The sequence below is a fragment of the Streptomyces sp. NPDC005533 genome (assembly GCF_042871845.1).
Classification (GTDB): domain Bacteria; phylum Actinomycetota; class Actinomycetes; order Streptomycetales; family Streptomycetaceae; genus Streptomyces.
On record NZ_JBIAJH010000025.1, the window covers coordinates 18965 to 36027 of the forward strand.

Genomic DNA, 17063 nt, shown 5'->3' on the forward strand with positions numbered 1-17063 from the left:
GGCCGCCGCTTCAGCGGTCGCGGGGCGGTTCGTACGGAGGGACGTCGCGGCCGGGCTGGTAGTGCGGCCCCTGCCGGATGTGGCGCACGATCATGACCAGGTCCACGGTCACGACGACCGCCAGGACACCGCAGGCGGCCGCCCATCCGGGACGGCCCGCCAGCGAGAAGGCGACCGTCCCGGCGGCGGCCCAGATCAGCCCCCAGACACCCAGCCAGAACCGCAGCCGCAGCGGACTGCGCGCGGTCACCGGCTCATTCCCGGAACGCATGGAGCATCGCCTCTCCCGTCCATGGTCCCACTCCGGGGCTCCGACCGCCGGGGGCGGCCCGGTGCCCGGCTGGGCCGTCTCTTCCGGATCTTGCCTCGCCGGCAAGATCCGAAAGAGACGACCTAGGGGTTGAGCTTGTTCACGGCCGTCGTGGTCGTCTTCTTGAACGCGGCGACCGGGGCGTGGGACAGGTCGCCCATCTCGCTCCACTTCACGACGGTCACGGTGGAGCCGTCGCGCCCGATCCCGAAGAGGTGCACGCCGGGCTCGGAGTCGGGGATCGAGGCGTGGACCCCGTAGACGTGCGCGCCCTCCTCGACGGCGATCTTCCCGTAGTCGTCCCAGGAGGCGGTGCCGCCCGGGGTCGTCCGCAGCCAGTCGGCGGCGCAGGCCGCGACCTCGCGCTCCAGCCTGCCGACGAGCTCGGCCGCCGCGGAGGGCGAGGCGGACCGTACCGAGACCTGCACGGCTCCGGTGTCGAACTCTGTGCCGAAGGCGCGGTGCCAGCTCCCCGCCGCCGGAAGGACGCCATCCAGGCAGAACGGCGCGGACTCGGGCAGCCCCTTGGTGATCTTGCCCGGGTACCACGCCGAGCCGGGGTGCGGCGGCAGGTCGGTGCCGGCCAGGAAGCCGGGCGGGACGGGCGTCGCGGTGGCGGCCGTCGCGGAGGTCGAGGCGGTCAGGACGAGTGCGGCGGCCGCCGCGACGAGCGCGGCGGCGAGCGTGGCGACGGTGTCGGTGCGTCGGAACATGAACGGTCTCCCCGTGAGTGGTTCGGTGTGCCTGACGAGCCTGTTCCCCGGGCCGCCCCGCCGGCCACGCTTTGGGGCGAAGTCGGGACGCTGGAACGGTCGTACGGGCTGTCACCTGGGGGAACACCCCGGGCATGGAACACGGTGACGGGACGTCGGACGGGGGAACACGGTGAGCGAGGCCGAGGATTTCGCACGGCTGATGCGGGAGCTGAAGGAGCGCGGCGGGCTGAGCTACGGCGCCCTGGCGCGCCGCCTGCACACGAGCACGTCGACCTTGCACCGCTACTGCAAGGGGGATGCGCTGCCCGCGGAGTTCGCGGTGGTGGACCGCTTCGCACGGGCCTGCAGGGCGTCGCCGGGGGAGGCGGTGGACCTGCACCGGGCGTGGCTGCTGGCCGATGCGCGGCGGCGCGCGGGGGCGCCACCGGAGCCGGAGTCGGAGCCGGTGCCGCCACCGCAGCCGGAGCCCGCCGTCGTTCTGGGGGAGCCGGCCGTCGTCGCGCAGCCGGCGGGCGGCGGGCCCTGGTACCGGCGGCGGGCCGCCGTGGTCGCCGCCGCGGGGGTGGCGGCGGGCGCGGTGGCCGTGGCTCTGCTGGCGGCGGCCGGTCCTGAGCCCCGTGCGCCGCGCTCCGGGGCGTGGACGGGCGGGGCGACGGGGTCCGGGCCGGGCGCGACGGCGCCCTCGGCGTCCGCCGGTGCCTCCGGAACGGCGTCCGCCGCGGCCACGGCATCCGAGACCGCGACCGCACCGGAACCACCGCCGCCGGCCGGGGGCCCGGGGACGGCGACCGCCACTTCCTCCACCCCGCCACGGGCGGCCCCGGCCCCGTCGCCGCCTCCGGCGGCCCCCTTGAGGGCCTCGGTGCGGTCGCACGTCTGGACCGCGGGCTGCGACCACGCCTACCTGTCCGAGCGGGGTCCCGGGTCGGTGCCCCCGCCGCCCGTGGAGGCGGACGCGCCCGCCTGGGCGTCGCAACTGCGCGCCGTGCACGCCGGGACGCAGATCGTGGAGGTCACCCTGCACGGGACGGGCCCGGGAGCGGTGGTCCTGGAGGACCTGGAGGTCCGCGTGGCAGGCCGCCGCACCCCGCCGGCCTGGAACGTCTACCAGATGTCGCAGGGCTGCGGCGGGGCGCTCACCCCGGCCGTCTTCGCCGTCAACCTCGACGCGCCGCGCCCGCTGGCCCGCCCGCTCGCCGGGAACGACGCCGGGAGCACGCTGCCCGCCCCCGCCTTCCCGATGCGCGTCTCGGCGGCCGACCCGGTCGTCCTGCGGGTGGAGGCCGTCACCACCGGCTGCGACTGTGACTGGTACCTCGACCTCCGGTGGTCCGGGCCGTCCGGCTCGGGCACCCTGCGCATCGACGACGGCGGGCGGCCGCTGCGCACGAGCGCCGCGCCCGGCCGGCCGGTGTACGGGTACGCGACGGAGCAGGGCCGCTGGGCGCGCTGATCCGCAGCTCAGAGGCGTTGTCAGTGGCCGCGCCTAAACTCGTCGGCAGGGGATGTCAGCAGATCCGCGAGCAGATCGACGGGAAAGCCGGGGGAGGGGGAACACGTGACACCGCAGTGGGAATCGCAGCCACAGTCGGGGCCGGGGTCGCTGTCGGGGCCGCAGCCGCGGGCAGCCGCGCTGCTGCGCCACGCCGCCGTCTTCCTGCCCGCCGCCGTCCCCCGCGAGGGGCGCGTCGCCTTCTGGGCGCCCGACGGGGACGCCCTGCCCGAGGCGGGTACACCGACGCCGCTCACCGTCGTCCGCCCGCACGGCGACGGGGTCCGCAGCCGGACCGTGCCCGCCGTGACCTTCACCGTCGCCTCCGCCCTGCCCCTGCTCGCACGGGCGCCCCGCAGCCCCGCCGCGCACCCCGCCACCCGTGCCTGGGGGACCGCCGCCACGCAGGCGCTCACCCTGGCCGCCCGCGGCCGGCTGCTCCCCGGGCTCACCCCCGAGGGCATGGACGCCTGGCGCGCCGGGCCGCTCGACGCCGCCGACATCGACCACCTGCGCGCGATCGCCGCGGCCCTGCCGCACGAGGGGTACGCCACACCCCTCGCCGGCCGCCGTCCGCTCCAGCTGCCCGAACCGGAGGCGCTGGTCCGCGCGTTCCTCGACGCCGTCGCCGACAGCCTGCCCCGTACCCCGGCCGCGGCCGTGGCCGCCGGGCGGCCGTTCGCCGCGCGGGAGGCGCAGCGGGTGCCCGGCATACAGGACTGGGCCGCGCAGGTCGCGGCCGGTGCCGACGCGGGCGTCGGGATCTCGCTGCGGCTCGACCTGTCGTCCTTCCGCCTCTTCGACGAAGCCGAGGGCGAGGACGTCCGGCGCGCCGGGGCCGCCGTCGTCCAGGTGCACAGCCTCGCCGACCCCACCCTGGTCACCGACGCCGCGCAGTTGTGGGCGGGCACGGCGGCCGCCGGCTTCGGACCCCGCGCCCGGATCGACGCCGTGCTCGCGCTGCGCCGGGCCGCTCGGATCTGGCCGCCCCTGCTGCGGCTGCTGGACCAGCCCGTGCCCGATGCCCTCGCCCTGTCGGACCCGGAGCTGGAGGACCTGCTGGGGGTGGCCGCGAGCCGGCTGGCGGCCGCCGGGGTCCTGGTCCACTGGCCGCGCGAGCTGGCCCGTACGCTGTCCGCGACCGCCGTCGTACGGTCCACCGCGCCCGGTTCCGCGACCGACGGCACCGCCTTCTTCGACGCCGAACACCTCTTCGCCTTCTCCTGGGAGCTGGCCCTGGGCGGGGACCGGCTCACCCCGGGCGAGATGGACGCGCTGGCACAGGCCCACCGGCCCGTCGTGCGGCTGCGGGACCAGTGGGTGCGGGTCGATCCGGAGCTGGTGCGCAAGGCGCGCAAGCGGGAGCTGGGCGTGCTGGACCCGGTGGACGCGCTGGCCGTCGCCCTGTCGGGGACGGCCGAGGTCGAAGGCGAGCCGGTCGAGGCGGTGCCGGTGGGAGCCCTGGCCGCCCTGCGGGAGCGGCTGACGGGGGAGCCGGCCCCGCTCCCGCAGCCCGCCGCCCTGAAGGCCACCCTGCGCGACTACCAAGCCCGCGGCCTGGCCTGGCTGGACCTGATGACCTCCCTCGGTCTCGGCGGCTGCCTCGCCGACGACATGGGCCTGGGCAAGACCGTCACCCTGATCGCGCTGCACCTGCACCGGGACCGGCCCGAGCCGACGCTCGTGGTGTGTCCCGCGTCCCTCCTCGGCAACTGGCAGCGGGAGATCGAGAAGTTCGCCCCCGGCACGCCCGTGCGCCGCTTCCACGGCGGCGGCCGCAGCATCGAGGACCTGACGTCCTGTGAGGGCGGGTTCGTGCTCACCACGTACGGCACCATGCGGGCCAGCGCCGCCCTGCTGGCCGCACAGAGCTGGGGCATGGTCGTCGCCGACGAGGCCCAGCACGTCAAGAACCCTCGTTCGGCGACCGCGAAGGCGCTGCGCACGGTGCCGGCGCCGGCCCGGGTGGCGCTGACCGGCACCCCGGTGGAGAACAACCTCTCCGAGCTGTGGGCGCTGCTCGACTGGACCACGCCGGGTCTGCTGGGGCCGCTCACCGCCTTCCGGGCCCGCCACGCCCGCCCGGTGGAGCACCAGACGGAGGAGGACGGCGGCAACGAGGCGGCCGTCGCCCGGCTGGCCGCGCTCGTACGGCCCTTCCTGCTGCGGCGCAAGAAGTCCGACCCCGGCATCGCCCCCGAGCTGCCGCCGAAGACGGAGACCGACCACCCCGTCTCGCTCACCCGGGAGCAGGCCTCGCTCTACCAGGCCGCGGTGGACGAGGCGATGGCCGTGATCGAGTCGAGCGAGGGCATGGAACGACGCGGCATGATCATGAAGCTGCTGGCCTCGCTGAAGCAGATCTGCAACCACCCGGCGCAGTACCTCAAGGAGGAGCAGCCCAGGATCGGGCACCGCTCGGGGAAGCTCGCCCTGCTGGACGAGCTGCTGGACACGATCCTGGCGGAGGGCGGCTCGGTCCTCGTCTTCACCCAGTACGTGACGATGGCCCGCCTGATCGAGCGGCACCTGTCGGCCCGCGGGATCGCCTCGCAGCTGCTGCACGGCGGGACGCCGGTGCCGCGCCGGGAGGAGCTCGTCGACCGCTTCCAGGCGGGCGAGGTCCCCGTGTTCCTGCTGTCGTTGAAGGCGGCGGGCACGGGCCTGAACCTCACCCGGGCCGGGCACGTCATCCACTTCGACCGCTGGTGGAATCCGGCGGTGGAGGAACAGGCCACCGACCGCGCCTACCGCATCGGCCAGACCCAGCCCGTCCAGGTCCACCGGATCATCGCCGAAGGCACCGTCGAGGACCGCATCGCCGAGATGCTGGAGGCGAAGCGCGCCTTAGCCGACGCCGTCCTCGGCTCGGGCGAGTCGGCCCTGACCGAGCTGACCGACCGTGAGCTGGCCGACCTCGTCTCCCTTCGGAGGCCCGCATGATCACCGCGCGGGACGACCGCCGCCGCACCTTCGAGACCGTGCCCGCCGGGGCGGCGGCCGTGAGCTGGTGGGGCCGGGCCTGGGTGACGGCGCTGGAGGAGGTCTCCCATGACGCGGCGCGGCTGGCCCGGGGCCGTGCGTACGCCGAGGAGGGACACGTCGACGCGGTGACCGTCACGCCCGGCCGGATCGTGGCGTACGTCAGGGGCAGCCGGGCCCGCCCGTACCGCACGGAACTGACCCTGCCCGCCTTCGCGGAGGCGGAGTGGGACGAGCTCCTGGAGGCGGTCGCGGCCGACCCCGGCGCGCTCGCCGCCCTGCTGGAGCGGGAGGTTCCGCAGTCGCTCGCGCAGAGCGTCCTGCCCGGCGCGGGCGAGCTCGTCCCGCACTGCTCCTGTCCGGACTTCGGGCGTCCGCCGTGCAAGCACGCGGCGGCCCTCTGCTACCGGGCGGCCCGCCTCCTCGACGAGGACCCCTTCGTCCTGCTGCTCCTGCGCGGCCGGGGCGAGCGGGAGCTGCTCGACGAGCTCACCCGCCGCAACGCCGCCCACGCCGCGCGTGAACAGCCCGACGCGACGCCCGGCTTCCCGGGTGTGCCGGCCCGGGCGGCGCTCGCCCGCACCGGCCTGCCGCCGCTGCCCGCGCCGCTCCCGGCGCCCGCAGCCGCAGGCCTCCCGCCCGCGTACCCGGCCGATCCGGCCGCCCCGGACCCGCTGGCCCTCGACCAGCTCGCCTGCGACGCGGCGGCCCGCGCCCTGGCCCTCCTCACCACCGGCGAGGACCCGATCGCGGGGCTCGACCTCTGGCAGGACGCCGTCCGGCTCGCCTCCGCGCACCCCACGGCGGGCTTGACCGGCACGGCCCGCACCCTCTACCGGGACCTGGCCCGCGCCACCGGCCGTACCCCCACCGACCTCGCCAGGGCCGCCACCGCGTGGCGCCAGGGCGGCCGGCCGGCACTGGCCGCCCTGGAGGAGCCCTGGGACCCGCCGGCGGGCCCCTTCGACCGGGCCCGGCCGGCCCTGCTCGCCGCGGGGCAGGGTTCCTTCCGCCCGGACCGCAACCGCCTGACCACCCACACCCGCCAGCTGCGCCTCGGCCGCGACGGCCTCTGGTACTGCTACGAGGACCGCCTGGGCGACAACGACTGGTGGCCCAGGGGCCGTCCCTCCGCGGACCCGGTCACCGCTCTGCTGGGCTGAGCCCGGCCGCCCAGCGCGTCAATGTGGTGAAGTCGCGGTCTCGCAGACCGTGCCGGGGATGGATGCGCAGGAGGAGGGCGGGGGCCGGGGAGTGGGCGGCGACCCAGGCCCGGTCACGGGAGTTGATCATGTCGTCGACCCACGCGAAGGGGCGCCCCGCCGCCCAGTCGACGAGGTGCCGGGTCTTCCAGGAGAGGCCCTCGGGGTCCTCGACGAAGAGTTCCGGCCAGTCGATGACGGACAGGTCGCCGGGGAGTCCGATGTGCGGGGCGATCAGTGTGTTGGCCTGATGCGTCCAGGCGGTGGCCCAGGCGAGTTCGAAGGGCAGCGCCGACAGGCGGGCCCCGTGGGACGGGTGGAGGCGGACCCGCGCACCGCGCCGGGCGCTGCGCGAATCAGGGTCGCGGTAGGACAGCCAGACGTCCGGCCGCATCCGGTGGCTGCGGTAGCCGCGCAGGCCGGCCAGGGGCGAACGGAAGGGATTGAGCGGGCCGTCCACGTCGAGGAGGAGCAGCGGGCGATCAGTCATGCAGTAGGCAATACCCAGTACACGATGGAGTGAAATGCCTACCGGCTCTATAACCCGAATGGGTTTACCGCGTTATCTCCGGTGCGGGTGCAGCACCCGCTGAATCCTCCGGAAGGCAGGGAAACTCATGCGTCACAGTCGTCGGAATGGCTTGATCGCGGCGGTGGTTGCGGGAGGTGGACTGGCGGTCGCGGGCGTGGGCGGCTTCGCCCACGCCGATGCGGACGCGGCCGGCCGGGCCGAAGGCTCGCCCGGACTGCTGTCCGGGAACCTGGTGCAACTGCCCGTGCACGTCCCGGTGAACGTGTGCGGGAACACCGTGAGCGTGGTCGGCGTGCTCAACTCGGCCGCCGGGAACCGCTGTACCAACGAGACACCGGGAGGCGGTGGCGGGCATTCCGGGCAGGGGACCTCGGCGCCGACGTCGAAACCGGGAGCGGGAAACGGGGGAGGTGCCGTGGCGGAGGGGCGCGGAAAGGATTCGCCCGGAGTGCTGTCCGGCAACGGCCTGCAGCTTCCCGTCGACCTCCCGCTGAATCTCAGCGGCAATTCCGTGAGCGTCGTCGGCGTCGGCAACTCCTCGCACGGCAACACCTCCGTCAACGGCGAGGAACCCACCGGTGGCAAGCCCGCCCAGCCGCCCGTCAGCCAGCCGCCCGTCACCGTACCGCCCGTCACCGAACGGCCGGTCACCCCGCCCGCACCGCCGCGGCACACCGAGGCCCTCGCCCACACCGGGGCCGACGGCCTCGGATACCTGCTGCCCGGCAGCGGAGCGCTCCTGCTCGGCGGCGTCCTCCTCTACCGTCGCTTCCGCGTCAACTAGTCGCTGTACGCCACCCGTCGAGGATGGCGTCGATCCGTGGGGCCAGCCGGGCGCGGGCCGCGAACCGGGGGACGCCCGCCATCAGCAGCGCGTCGTACTCGGTGTCGGTGTGCCGCACCGCCGCCCGCACCGCGACCGAGACCGCCGACGCGTCGAGGGCCCGGCCGGCCGCGGTGCGGCCCACCCGGCCGCTGCCGCGCAGCGAGGCGTGCAGGGCGATCGCCACCGCCCGATCGGCCGGACACCCGGGGAACAGCCGCACTATCTCGGCGGCGAAGGCCGCCGTGAACCGGGTGTCCTCGGCCGCGCGGCGCAGCCGGTCCCGCTCCCGCCGGCGCGCCCGTGCCTCGGAGTCCGCGAGACAGTCGCGCTCCGCCCGGGCCAGGGCGGCCTCCTCGACGAGGAGCCCCAGGCGCTCGTACCGACGGCGACGCTTGTGGAAGCGGACGACGACGGCCGAGAGCGAACTGGCCTCACGTGACCGGCGGGTCAGCGCGGCGTCCCCGCGCGGCAGGTAGACCAGATGCCCCAGATCCGCGCAGTCCAGACAGCGCGGCACGCCCGCCTCACGCACGAGGTGCCGGAGCGGGCCCTGCCGGCACTCGGCGCAGTGGATCTGCTTCAGAGACTCGAAAACCACCAGGCTCATGCAGGTGTGATACCGCCGCATGGGCCTCATATCACCTGGTGGGGCAGGGCGGTTGATGTTTCACCAACTCTTCCTGGATGCCGGGACGCCTTCTACCGTGGGGCCGTGGGCCGGAGGCCGGTCCACGGAGGAGGACTCATGGGTGGACGGCAGGCGACGACGGCGCGGCCGGGCAGGGCACGTGGTGCCGCGGCCCCGTCGGGTCGGAAGATCGTCATCCCGCCCGGCGGGTGCACCGGCTGGCACTTCCACCGGGTCCGGCTGGACGCCGTGGTGCTGGCGGGGACCCTGACCCGCGTCCTCCACGACCGCACCGTCGAGGTGCATCGGGCGGGGACCACCTTCGTGGAACCCGCGGGCATCGGGCACGTCCACCTGGGCCACAACCTCGGCACCGAACCGGTCGTGCTCTACGTGACCCCCGCGCTCCCCGAAGGAACGCCCTTCGCGATACCCACGCCGGCCCCCACCGGCGCCACCCCGGCGGCCTGCCGGTCACACCAGCCGTCGTATCTCTCCGCGGACCCGGTAGAAGCCACCTGAGGCGGCGTGCAGCCCCTCGACCACGTACCGGGCGCCCGGCTCCCGTATCCCGCGGGGGAACTGCACGTTCCACGAGGGCTCGAAGCCGTCCGACACCACCTGCACCCGCGTCCGGCCGCCCTGCCGGACGCACTCCACCACCACACCACCGGCCGGCTCCGCGGCCACCACGGCCAGCGAAACCGTCGCCACGGCCGAGGCCGACGCGGCCGGGGTGAACACCGGCAGCGCCGCCGCCGACTTCACGTCGACGGGAGCCGGCACCGAGCCCTGCTGGGCCGCCGCGATCGCCTGCCCGCTCGCGTCCACACAGACCAGCGAACCGTCCGTGGTGACCAGGTACAGCCGCTCGTCCAGATACTGCATCGACAGCGCGGACCCGCTGCCCGTGCCCAGCTTCCACAGCCGCTGCCCGTCGGCGTCGAAGCAGTACACCGAGGAGGAGAGGTCACCCGCGAAGACGTGCCGCCCGTCCGGCGAGGTCGCGCACGAGTACACCGCCGCGTCGCACCGGTAGGTGGCCTCCACCGCGCCCGTCGCCTTCGACAGCCGCTGCACGGTGTTCCGCCCGGTGCCCGCGTACACCGCGCGGTCCTCCTGCCAGCCGAACAGCACCGAGCCCTGGGTCGCGGTGTGCCACAGCTCCCGGCCGCCGTCCGGCGCGTACGCCGTCACCCCCTTGCTGTGCCCGTGGTAGACGGCGTCCGCGTCCGCCCGGACCATCCACGCGTTCGAGCCGGCCGAGCGCCTCGACCACTGGAACTCGTCCTCGTGGTCGATGACCGTCAGCCCGCCGTTGCGGTCCGAGACGTTCAGGACGCCCTCGCGGATGTCGAGCCAGAAGATGTCCACGTCCTCCGCGATGTCGTACGCACCGAAGGGAACCTTCGACGACAGGTCGTACACCGTGCCGTCGTCACAGCCCGCGTATATCCAGAACTCGTCCGCCACCAGGCACTTCACCCCGTCCGGAAGCGAATACCGGGCCAGCACCTCGCCGCCGTGGCTCAGCGTGTACACGTCGCCGGCCTGGTTGCCGACCCAGCAGCGGTCCTCGTCCACGTGGATCCCGAAAGCGGCGGAGCCGGTGCGGAAACGCCACAGCACCGGCGCCACCGCCCGCGCCGTCGACGGCGCCGACGTCACCTGACGGCGGGTCACCGAGCGGGCCGCGCGCTGCCCCCGCACCGCCGGGGCGTACCCCTTGCGGACCTTCTCGCCGATCTTCTTCGCGGCGGCCGCCCGAGCCTTGTCGGCGGTCGGGAACGAGGAGCTCTGCACCTGGCCGTCCGCGCCGATGCGTCCGTACCGCACGGAGACCGCCGTGCCGTCCACGGTCACCTCGTAGAACTTGTGCGCACCGCCGTCGTCCTGTGACAGCTCCAGATACGTCGTCTCCCGAGCCATGACAAACCCCTCCCCGAAGGCCGGGCCGCCGGCTCCGTTTTTGCCGGTGATCCCTCGTGAAAAACGCTAAGTCCCACCACTGACAATGGGCCGGTGAAGTGGGAAGCGATCACATGGCAGCGGATGGCCGAGCGGCTCGCCGGTCATCTCGACGACCCCGAGAACCGGCCCGAGCAGGGCAGTTGGCAGCGGGTGGGCATCGACGGAGCGCCGGCCGCCGGGACCGGCGTGCTCGCGGAGGAGCTCGCGGAGGCGTTGCGGAGGCGAGGACGGCCGGCGCTGGTGGTGGCGACGGAGGGGTTCCTGCGGCCCGCCTCCCTCCGCTTCGAGTTCGGGCGGCAGGACGTGGACTCGTACCTCGACGGCTGGTACGACACGGCCGCGCTGTGGCGGGAGGTGTTCGGCCCGACCGATCCCGGCGGGACCGGGCGGGTGCTGCCGGACCTGTGGGACCCGGTGACCGACCGGGCGACGCGCAGCCCGTACACCGAACTCCCGGCCGGCGGGGTGCTGCTGGTGCACGGTCCGCTGCTGCTCGGGCAGTGGTTCCCCTTCGACCTGAGCGTCCACATCCGGCTGTCGCCCGGGGCGCTCGGCCGTCGGACGGAGGAGTCGCAGCGGTGGACGGTGGCGGCGTTCGCGCGGTACGAGGCGGAGGTGGATCCGGGGGCCGGCGCGGACGTGGTGGTGCGGGCCGATGACTCCAGGCATCCCGCGTGGACCGGGGTACGGGTTCCGGGGCGGTGACGCGGGGTCCGGACCCGGGTCCCGGTCCGGGGGCGCCGACCCCGGCGGGGCGGGAGTGGGGCCGCTACGGGCGGCCGCCCACCCGGGCGACCGAGAGCGCGGCGGTGCGGCAGCCCGCCCGGGCGGCTTCCGCGGGGGTCGCGCCCTGCAGCCGTGCTGCGAGGAAGCCGCCGGTGAAGGCGTCCCCGGCGCCCGTGGAGTCCACCGCTTCGGCCGGCTCGGCGGCGACCTCGGCGGTGATCCGGCCGCCCTCGGCGACCAGGGCCCCGGCCGAGCCCAACGTCACCACCACCAGCGGTGTCCGCCGGCTGAGCTCCGCCGCCACGCGGGCCACCCCGGCCGGCTCCGGCAACCCCGCCAGCAGCCGGGCCTCGTCCTCGTTGGGCAGCAGGACCTCCGCCCCCGCCACCGCGTCCAGGAAGCGACGCGGGCCCAGGGCGGCCAGGAATCCGGCCGAGGCGGGGTCCACGCTCACCGGCACCCCCCGGGTCCGGGCCGCCCGCAGGGCGACCAGGGCGAGCTCCCGGCTGCTGTCGGCGAAGAACAGGTAGCCGGACAGGTGGAGGTGGGCCGCCCCGTCCAGCAGCGACGGGGCCCAGTCGGCGGGGCACAGCCGCAGCGAGGCCCCGCTGTCGGTCAGGAACGTGCGCTCCGCGTCCTTGCCGACCAGCGCGACCACCGTCCCGGTCGGCTCCTCCGGGTCGATCACCAGCCGCGGCCGCACCCCCGCGTCCACCAGCGCGCGTTCGTGCCACCGCGCCGACTCGCTGCCCACCCGCGCCAGGAGGCGTACCTCCGCGGTCCCCGTACGGGCCGCCCAGCAGGCGGCGTTGGCTCCGGCGCCGCCCGGGAGGGTGCGGACGCGGGCGGCCGTGTCCGTGGCCGGGGCGAGCGGCTCCGGATGTATCGCCACGACGTCCGTCACCACGTCCCCGACGACGACCAGCGCTCCCGGCACGGTCATCCCCGCGCCGCCCAGGCTCCCGCGATCCGGGCCCCGAGCCGCACGTTGCCGCGCACCGCCGCCAGGTTGGCCTCCAGGGATGCGCCGTCGGTGGCCCGCACCAGGAACCCCAACAGGAACGGGGTCACCGCCTGCCCCGTGATCCCCCGCTCGCGGCATTCCGCGAGCGCCTCCGCCAGCACCCGGTCGTGCAGCTCCGGGTCCAGCTGATCGGCCTCGGCCACGGGATTGGCCACCAGCAGCGCCGACTCCGCTCCGCCCAGCGCGTCCTGGGCGGCCATCACCGCCGCGACCTCCTCGGGCCGGTGCACCGTCCAGTCCACCGGTTCGCCGGAATCGGCCAGGTAGAACCCCGGGAAGCGGTCGGTGCCGTACCCGAGCACCCCTACCCCCAGCGTCTCCAGCCGCTGCAGCGTGGCCGGCACGTCCAGGATCGACTTCACCCCCGCGCACACCACCGTGATCCGCGTCCGCGCCAGCAGCGCGAGGTCCGCCGACTCGTCGTGCGTCTGCGCCCACTCCCGGTGTACGCCGCCCAGGCCGCCCGTGGCGAAGACCCGCAGGCCCGCCCGCGCGGCCAGGAAGGCCGTCGCGGACACCGTCGTCGCGCCGGTGGCCCGTGTCGCCAGCGCGGGGGCCAGGTCCCGGTGGCCCAGCTTGCGCACGCCGTCGCCGCCCGCGATCCGTTCCAGCTGCGCCTTGTCCAGGCCCGCGTACGCCACCCCGTCCACGACCGCCACCGTCGCCGGAACGGCGCCCTCCGCGCGGACCAGTGCCTCCAGTTCGAGGCCCACGGCCAGGTTGCGGGGGCGCGGCAGGCCGTGGGCGAGGATCGTCGACTCCAGGGCCACCACGGGCCTGCCCCGGGCGAGTGCGTCGCGTACCTCTTCCGACAGGACCGGTACGCCCGACTGGGGTGCGGTTGCTGTGTGCTGTGACATGTCCCCATCCATGGCACGGGATTGACGCCCCCAAACGCACTCCCGCCACACCCGTCCCAACCTGTCCGAGTAGCGTCCCCCATCGACCCACGCGGGCCGGCCCGACTGGACAGGGTGACTCGTGGGCCGGGCCGTTCCTGGACGCTGTGATCACCGCGCCGCGGGGGCGGGCCGGTCTAGGCTGGCGCGCCATGAGCACCAGTGATCACTCCGCCGCCCCCGGCTCCGCCCCCGGCTCCGCCCCCGGCCCCGCCTCCTTCTCCGTCTCCGTCGCCGACGTGGAGCTGGAGCCCGAGGACCTCGACCCCGACCAGATCGTCTCGGGGGAGCCCGTCGTGACGGGCAAGGTGCTCTGGGAGTCGCCGGACGGCAGCCAGGTGCGCGGGATCTGGCAGATCACCCCGGGCGTGGTCACCGACACCGAGGCCGACGAGCTGTTCGTGGTCGTCAGCGGCCGCGCCACCGTCGAGGTCGAGGGCGGCGAGACCCTGGAGGTGGGTCCGGGCTCCGCCTGCGTCCTGCGGGAGGGCGACAAGACCACCTGGACCGTGCACGAGACGCTCCGCAAGGCCTACCACATCAGCTACTGAGGCTGACGCTCCGGCCGCGGCGGCCCCGTCAGCCGCCGGCCGCCTTCGCGACGACGGGGTGGCGGCGCGCCGTGAACAGCGCGAGCGTCGCCATCGGCAGCAGCAGCGCGGCACCGACGACGTTCAGCCAGCCGTAGCCCGCCTGGGCCATGACCAGGCCCGCGGCCGCGCCGCCCACCCCGGCGGACGCGTTCATCGTGAGGTCGCTCAGACCCTGGACGGCGGCCCGCGCGGGCTGCGGCACCGAGTCGGTCAGCAGCGCCGAGCCGGACACCATCCCGGCGGACCAGCCGAGCCCGAGCAGGAACAGCCCGACCATGCTCCGGCCGTGGCTGGGCCCGGCCGTCCCCGCGAGCAGCGCGGCGACCGACAGGAGCCCGGCGGCCAGACCGATCACGGACAGCCGTCCGAGCCGGTCCGCGAGCCACCCCATCAGCGGGGAGAAGGCGAACATGCCCGCGATGTGGATGCTGATGACCAGCCCGATGAGCTCCAGGCCGGCTCCGTGATGGCCCAGGTCCATCGGGGTCATCACCATGATCGAGACCATGACGGTGTGCGACACGGCGACGGTGACGAGCGCGAGCCGGGCCCGCGGGGAGGCCTTCACGGCGGCGAACCCGGCCCGCAGCGAGCGGCCCTCGCGGGTCTGCTCCGCCGGAGCGGCGAGCGCCCGGGCCGTCAGCAGCGGGTCGGGGCGCAGGAGTGCGCCGATCAGCGTGCCGGTGAGCAGGAAGACGGCGGCGGCCCACACGAAGGGGCCCGCCGTCTCGGGTATCGCGGTCCCGGCGAAGCTGCGGCTGGCCGGCGCGGAGAGGTTGGGACCGAGGACCGCGCCGAGGGTGGACGCCCACACGACGACGGAGATCGCCCGGGCCCGGCGGTCCGGGGCGGCGAGGTCCGCGGCGGCGAACCGGGCCTGCAGGTTGGCGGAGGAGGCGGCGCCGAAGGCGGCCATGCCGAGCAGCAGCAGCGGGAAGTTCCGGATCGTCGCGGCGAGGACGACGAGTCCCGCCCCGACGGCGCCGATCGCGTAGGCGAGGACCAGGCCGGGCCGCCGGCCGCGCGCGGTCATCAGGGCGGCGAGCGGCAGCGAGACCAGGGCGGTGCCGATCACCGCGGCGGTGGAGGCGAGGCCGGACAGGGCCTCGGTGCCGCTGATCTCGGTGGCGAGCACGGGGGCCAGGGCGATGCTGATGGGCACGCCGAGCCCGCCGAGGATCTGGCCGGCGATGAGGACCCAGGAGGTGCGCCGCTGCAGCCGGACCACGTCCGGGAGGTCGAGCGGGGGAGCCGGCCGGTCCGTGCCGGGGGAGGCCGTCATGCCGCACCCCGCTTCGGCGGGTGCGTGACGCGGGGCCCGGAGGGCGCGGGGGAGCCGGGTGCGGCGGCAGCAGTAGTCACCGCCGCAGTGTGCCACCCCTTACCGTCCGGCGGAACCGTCCCTGCGTGCCGGTCGGCCCGCAGGTCAGGGCGCCGATCAGAACAGCGGTTGCGGAAGCACGCCCTCCAGCGCGAGCAGCTGCCGCTTGGTCTCCACCCCGCCGCCGAATCCCCCGATGCCCCCGTCGTTCTCCACGACCCGGTGGCAGGCCACCACCAGCGGCAGCGGATTCGAGCCCATGGCGTGGCCCACGGCCTGGGCGGCGCCGGGCTGTCCGGCGCGGGCGGCCAGTTCCCCGTAGCCGACGACCGATCCGTACGGCACGGTGCGGTCCAGCTCCCGGAGCACCTGCCGGTTGAACCCGGAGCTGAGCCGCCAGTCCAGCGGCAGCTCGAAGCGCCGCAGCGTACCGGCGAAGTACGCCTTGAGCTGGCGTATGGGCTCGGCCAGCAGGACCTCCTCGCCCGGCGCGGGACGGCGCGCGTCGGCGCCCAGCCGGGAGACGAGCGGGCCGATCATCTTCTCGACCCGGTCCGGGGTGGCGTGGAACTCGACCCGGACCAGACCCTCCGGTGTCGCGGCCAGGAGCAGGGGACCGATGTCGCTGGCGACGACGGTCCATTCGAGGTGCGGCCCGCGGGGCCGCTCGGTGGTGTCCACCCGTCCACCGTACGGCTCCCCCCTGACAACGCCGGCCGCTTCGGCCACGACGCCCCCCTCACCCGCACCGCCCACGCCCGTGGCGGCACGTCGGCGGGCTCAGAACCCGCCGACCGCCTCCTGCACCACGTCCGGGGCGTTGGTGATGATCCCGTCCACGCCCATGTCCTGGACCTTCCGGGCGGTCGCCGCGTCGTCCACGATCCAGGTGTCCACCTCCATGGCCTTGCCGTGGGCGCCCAGCAGGCCGTGCACGGCCGCGACCCAGTCGGCCGAGATCGTGGTGTGCCAGGGGTTGATCCGGTCGGTGAACTCCGCGTACAGCGGCAGGTCAGCCACGGTGGGGGTGCCGAGGAAGGCCGTCAGCAGGTCCGGGCGCAGCCGGTGCACGACGCGCACGCTGTCGGCGCTGAAGCTCTGCACCACCAGGCGCTGCGTCACGTGCCGCTCGTCGAGCCAGCCGGCGTCGCCCAGCACCTTCAGGGTCTGCTCCTCGATCCCCGGGTAGAGCTCCGGCTTCTTGATCTCCAGCAGCAGTTTCTGCTGGTTGCGCCTTACCCGGTTGAGGTACTGGCGCAGGGTCGGCACGCGGGCGCCCGCGTACTCCTCGCCGAACCAGCTGCCCGCGTCCAGCCGGGCGATCTCGGCCGCCGTGAAGTCCTTGATCTTCCAGGGGGAGCGGTCGGGGAACACCTGTTCGACGTTCGTGGTCCGGGCCAGGGTGTCGTCGTGGATCACCACCAGCACGCCGTCACTGGTGCGCTGCACGTCGTTCTCGACCCAGTCGATGCCCAGCCGCATGGCCAGGTCGATCGCGGCCAGGGTGTTCTCCGGGGCGTACGCCGAGGCCCCCCGGTGGGCGTACACGACAGGTTCCCCCAGCGCCGCCCGGTCGGCGGCGGATCCGGGGCCGCTGGCGGCGTACGAGGCCGTCCCGCCCAGCAGGGTGAGGGTGAAGCCCAGGAATGCGGCGGCGGCCGCGGCGGCGGGTCGGACGTACATGTGCGTTCTCCTCGGGTCGTGAGCCCTGTTCCTGCGTCAGACGGGTGCGGAGCGGCAGACGTTGTGGCGATGCACTTCACGGCGATCATGGGGTTGAAGATCACCGAGCCGCCACCGAACTACGACAAACGGACCAGAACGAATGACGGGGCTCCAGG

Annotated in this window: 17 protein-coding genes; 7 read left to right on the forward strand and 10 right to left on the reverse strand. The window is 74.9% G+C overall.

Annotated elements, in window-relative coordinates; genetic code table 11:
* Positions 1–10: 10 nt before the first annotated feature.
* Complete coding sequence (locus tag ACFYP3_RS24085; RefSeq protein ID WP_388836065.1) at positions 11–271, reverse strand: DUF6343 family protein; 261 nt, start codon at positions 269–271, stop codon at positions 11–13.
* Positions 272–393: 122 nt separating this feature from the next.
* Complete coding sequence (locus ACFYP3_RS24090) at positions 394–1023, reverse strand: hypothetical protein (protein ID WP_388836068.1); 630 nt, start codon at positions 1021–1023, stop codon at positions 394–396.
* Between the two features lie 172 nt (positions 1024–1195).
* Between ACFYP3_RS24090 and ACFYP3_RS24095 the strand changes: the two genes are divergently transcribed.
* The 3 genes from ACFYP3_RS24095 to ACFYP3_RS24105 all read left to right on the forward strand — a co-directional run bounded on the left by ACFYP3_RS24095 (position 1196) and on the right by ACFYP3_RS24105 (position 6663).
* On the forward strand, positions 1196–2479 hold the full coding sequence (locus ACFYP3_RS24095; RefSeq protein ID WP_388836071.1) for a helix-turn-helix domain-containing protein: 1284 nt from the start codon (positions 1196–1198) through the stop codon (positions 2477–2479).
* A gap of 150 nt (positions 2480–2629) precedes the next feature.
* Positions 2630–5461 (forward strand): DEAD/DEAH box helicase, encoded by a 2832-nt coding sequence (locus tag ACFYP3_RS24100; RefSeq protein ID WP_388836308.1) that lies wholly within the window; start codon positions 2630–2632, stop codon positions 5459–5461.
* The gene (locus tag ACFYP3_RS24105; RefSeq protein ID WP_388836073.1) at positions 5458–6663 is read left to right on the forward strand and encodes an SWIM zinc finger family protein; all 1206 of its coding nucleotides are present in this window, start codon (positions 5458–5460) and stop codon (positions 6661–6663) included. Before ACFYP3_RS24100 ends, ACFYP3_RS24105 begins: the two co-directional genes overlap by 4 nt.
* Here the strand turns inward: ACFYP3_RS24105 and ACFYP3_RS24110 are convergent.
* A complete protein-coding gene (locus tag ACFYP3_RS24110) occupies positions 6644–7192 on the reverse strand; it encodes a hypothetical protein (protein ID WP_388836076.1) in 549 nt (182 codons plus the stop codon). The genes ACFYP3_RS24105 and ACFYP3_RS24110 overlap by 20 nt on opposite strands.
* Positions 7193–7355: 163 nt before the next feature.
* Here ACFYP3_RS24110 and ACFYP3_RS24115 point away from each other — a divergent pair, with 163 nt between their 5' ends.
* Positions 7356–8018, forward strand: a complete 663-nt coding sequence (locus ACFYP3_RS24115) for a chaplin (protein ID WP_388836079.1) — start codon at positions 7356–7358, stop codon at positions 8016–8018.
* Here ACFYP3_RS24115 and ACFYP3_RS24120 read toward each other — a convergent pair.
* Positions 8011–8667, reverse strand: coding sequence for a DUF2293 domain-containing protein (locus ACFYP3_RS24120; protein WP_388836082.1), 657 nt, complete (start codon positions 8665–8667; stop codon positions 8011–8013). The genes ACFYP3_RS24115 and ACFYP3_RS24120 overlap by 8 nt on opposite strands.
* 138 nt (positions 8668–8805) lie before the next feature.
* Between ACFYP3_RS24120 and ACFYP3_RS24125 the strand changes: the two genes are divergently transcribed.
* Entirely contained in the window at positions 8806–9210 is a 405-nt protein-coding gene (locus ACFYP3_RS24125; RefSeq protein WP_388836084.1) for a cupin domain-containing protein, read from the forward strand.
* Here the strand turns inward: ACFYP3_RS24125 and ACFYP3_RS24130 are convergent.
* Entirely contained in the window at positions 9163–10617 is a 1455-nt protein-coding gene (locus ACFYP3_RS24130; RefSeq protein ID WP_388836087.1) for a WGR domain-containing protein, read from the reverse strand. The genes ACFYP3_RS24125 and ACFYP3_RS24130 overlap by 48 nt on opposite strands.
* A gap of 93 nt (positions 10618–10710) precedes the next feature.
* On the opposite strand from ACFYP3_RS24130, the gene ACFYP3_RS24135 reads away from it, so the two are divergent.
* Positions 10711–11364: a uridine kinase gene (locus tag ACFYP3_RS24135; protein WP_388836090.1), complete on the forward strand. Its 654-nt coding sequence runs from the start codon at positions 10711–10713 to the stop codon at positions 11362–11364.
* A 64-nt stretch (positions 11365–11428) separates the two neighbouring features.
* Here ACFYP3_RS24135 and ACFYP3_RS24140 read toward each other — a convergent pair whose 3' ends face one another.
* Together ACFYP3_RS24140 and ACFYP3_RS24145 are read right to left on the reverse strand one after the other, a co-directional pair.
* Positions 11429–12328 (reverse strand): carbohydrate kinase family protein, encoded by a 900-nt coding sequence (locus ACFYP3_RS24140; RefSeq protein WP_388836092.1) that lies wholly within the window; start codon positions 12326–12328, stop codon positions 11429–11431.
* Positions 12325–13269 (reverse strand): pseudouridine-5'-phosphate glycosidase, encoded by a 945-nt coding sequence (locus ACFYP3_RS24145; RefSeq protein ID WP_388836095.1) that lies wholly within the window; start codon positions 13267–13269, stop codon positions 12325–12327. The genes ACFYP3_RS24140 and ACFYP3_RS24145 overlap by 4 nt, the downstream gene beginning before the upstream one ends.
* Before the next feature lie 191 nt (positions 13270–13460).
* Here ACFYP3_RS24145 and ACFYP3_RS24150 point away from each other — a divergent pair, with 191 nt between their 5' ends.
* The gene (locus ACFYP3_RS24150; RefSeq protein ID WP_388836098.1) at positions 13461–13859 is read left to right on the forward strand and encodes a cupin domain-containing protein; all 399 of its coding nucleotides are present in this window, start codon (positions 13461–13463) and stop codon (positions 13857–13859) included.
* 28 nt (positions 13860–13887) lie between these two features.
* Here ACFYP3_RS24150 and ACFYP3_RS24155 read toward each other — a convergent pair whose 3' ends face one another.
* The 3 genes from ACFYP3_RS24155 to ACFYP3_RS24165 form a co-directional block, all read right to left on the reverse strand.
* Complete coding sequence (locus tag ACFYP3_RS24155) at positions 13888–15183, reverse strand: MFS transporter (protein WP_388836100.1); 1296 nt, start codon at positions 15181–15183, stop codon at positions 13888–13890.
* Between the two features lie 156 nt (positions 15184–15339).
* A complete protein-coding gene (locus ACFYP3_RS24160; RefSeq protein ID WP_388836103.1) occupies positions 15340–15903 on the reverse strand; it encodes a methylated-DNA--[protein]-cysteine S-methyltransferase in 564 nt (187 codons plus the stop codon).
* Positions 15904–16002: 99 nt separating this feature from the next.
* Positions 16003–16905: a glycerophosphodiester phosphodiesterase gene (locus ACFYP3_RS24165; RefSeq protein ID WP_388836106.1), complete on the reverse strand. Its 903-nt coding sequence runs from the start codon at positions 16903–16905 to the stop codon at positions 16003–16005.
* Between the last annotated feature and the right edge of the window lie 158 nt (positions 16906–17063).

What these genes read in the sequence shown, in the direction of transcription:
- ACFYP3_RS24165 (WP_388836106.1), bottom strand. Translation starts at nt 16,905, where the DNA reads ATGTACGTCCGACCCGCCGCCGCGGCCGCCGCCGCATTCCTGGGCTTC.
- ACFYP3_RS24090 (WP_388836068.1), bottom strand. Translation starts at nt 1,023, where the DNA reads ATGTTCCGACGCACCGACACCGTCGCCACGCTCGCCGCCGCGCTCGTC.
- ACFYP3_RS24105 (WP_388836073.1), top strand. Translation starts at nt 5,458, where the DNA reads ATGATCACCGCGCGGGACGACCGCCGCCGCACCTTCGAGACCGTGCCC.
- ACFYP3_RS24125 (WP_388836084.1), top strand. Translation starts at nt 8,806, where the DNA reads ATGGGTGGACGGCAGGCGACGACGGCGCGGCCGGGCAGGGCACGTGGT.
- ACFYP3_RS24085 (WP_388836065.1), bottom strand. Translation starts at nt 271, where the DNA reads ATGCGTTCCGGGAATGAGCCGGTGACCGCGCGCAGTCCGCTGCGGCTG.
- ACFYP3_RS24150 (WP_388836098.1), top strand. Translation starts at nt 13,461, where the DNA reads ATGAGCACCAGTGATCACTCCGCCGCCCCCGGCTCCGCCCCCGGCTCC.
- ACFYP3_RS24130 (WP_388836087.1), bottom strand. Translation starts at nt 10,617, where the DNA reads ATGGCTCGGGAGACGACGTATCTGGAGCTGTCACAGGACGACGGCGGT.
- ACFYP3_RS24145 (WP_388836095.1), bottom strand. Translation starts at nt 13,269, where the DNA reads ATGTCACAGCACACAGCAACCGCACCCCAGTCGGGCGTACCGGTCCTG.
- ACFYP3_RS24120 (WP_388836082.1), bottom strand. Translation starts at nt 8,667, where the DNA reads ATGAGCCTGGTGGTTTTCGAGTCTCTGAAGCAGATCCACTGCGCCGAG.
- ACFYP3_RS24110 (WP_388836076.1), bottom strand. Translation starts at nt 7,192, where the DNA reads ATGACTGATCGCCCGCTGCTCCTCCTCGACGTGGACGGCCCGCTCAAT.
- ACFYP3_RS24155 (WP_388836100.1), bottom strand. Translation starts at nt 15,183, where the DNA reads ATGACGGCCTCCCCCGGCACGGACCGGCCGGCTCCCCCGCTCGACCTC.
- ACFYP3_RS24140 (WP_388836092.1), bottom strand. Translation starts at nt 12,328, where the DNA reads ATGACCGTGCCGGGAGCGCTGGTCGTCGTCGGGGACGTGGTGACGGAC.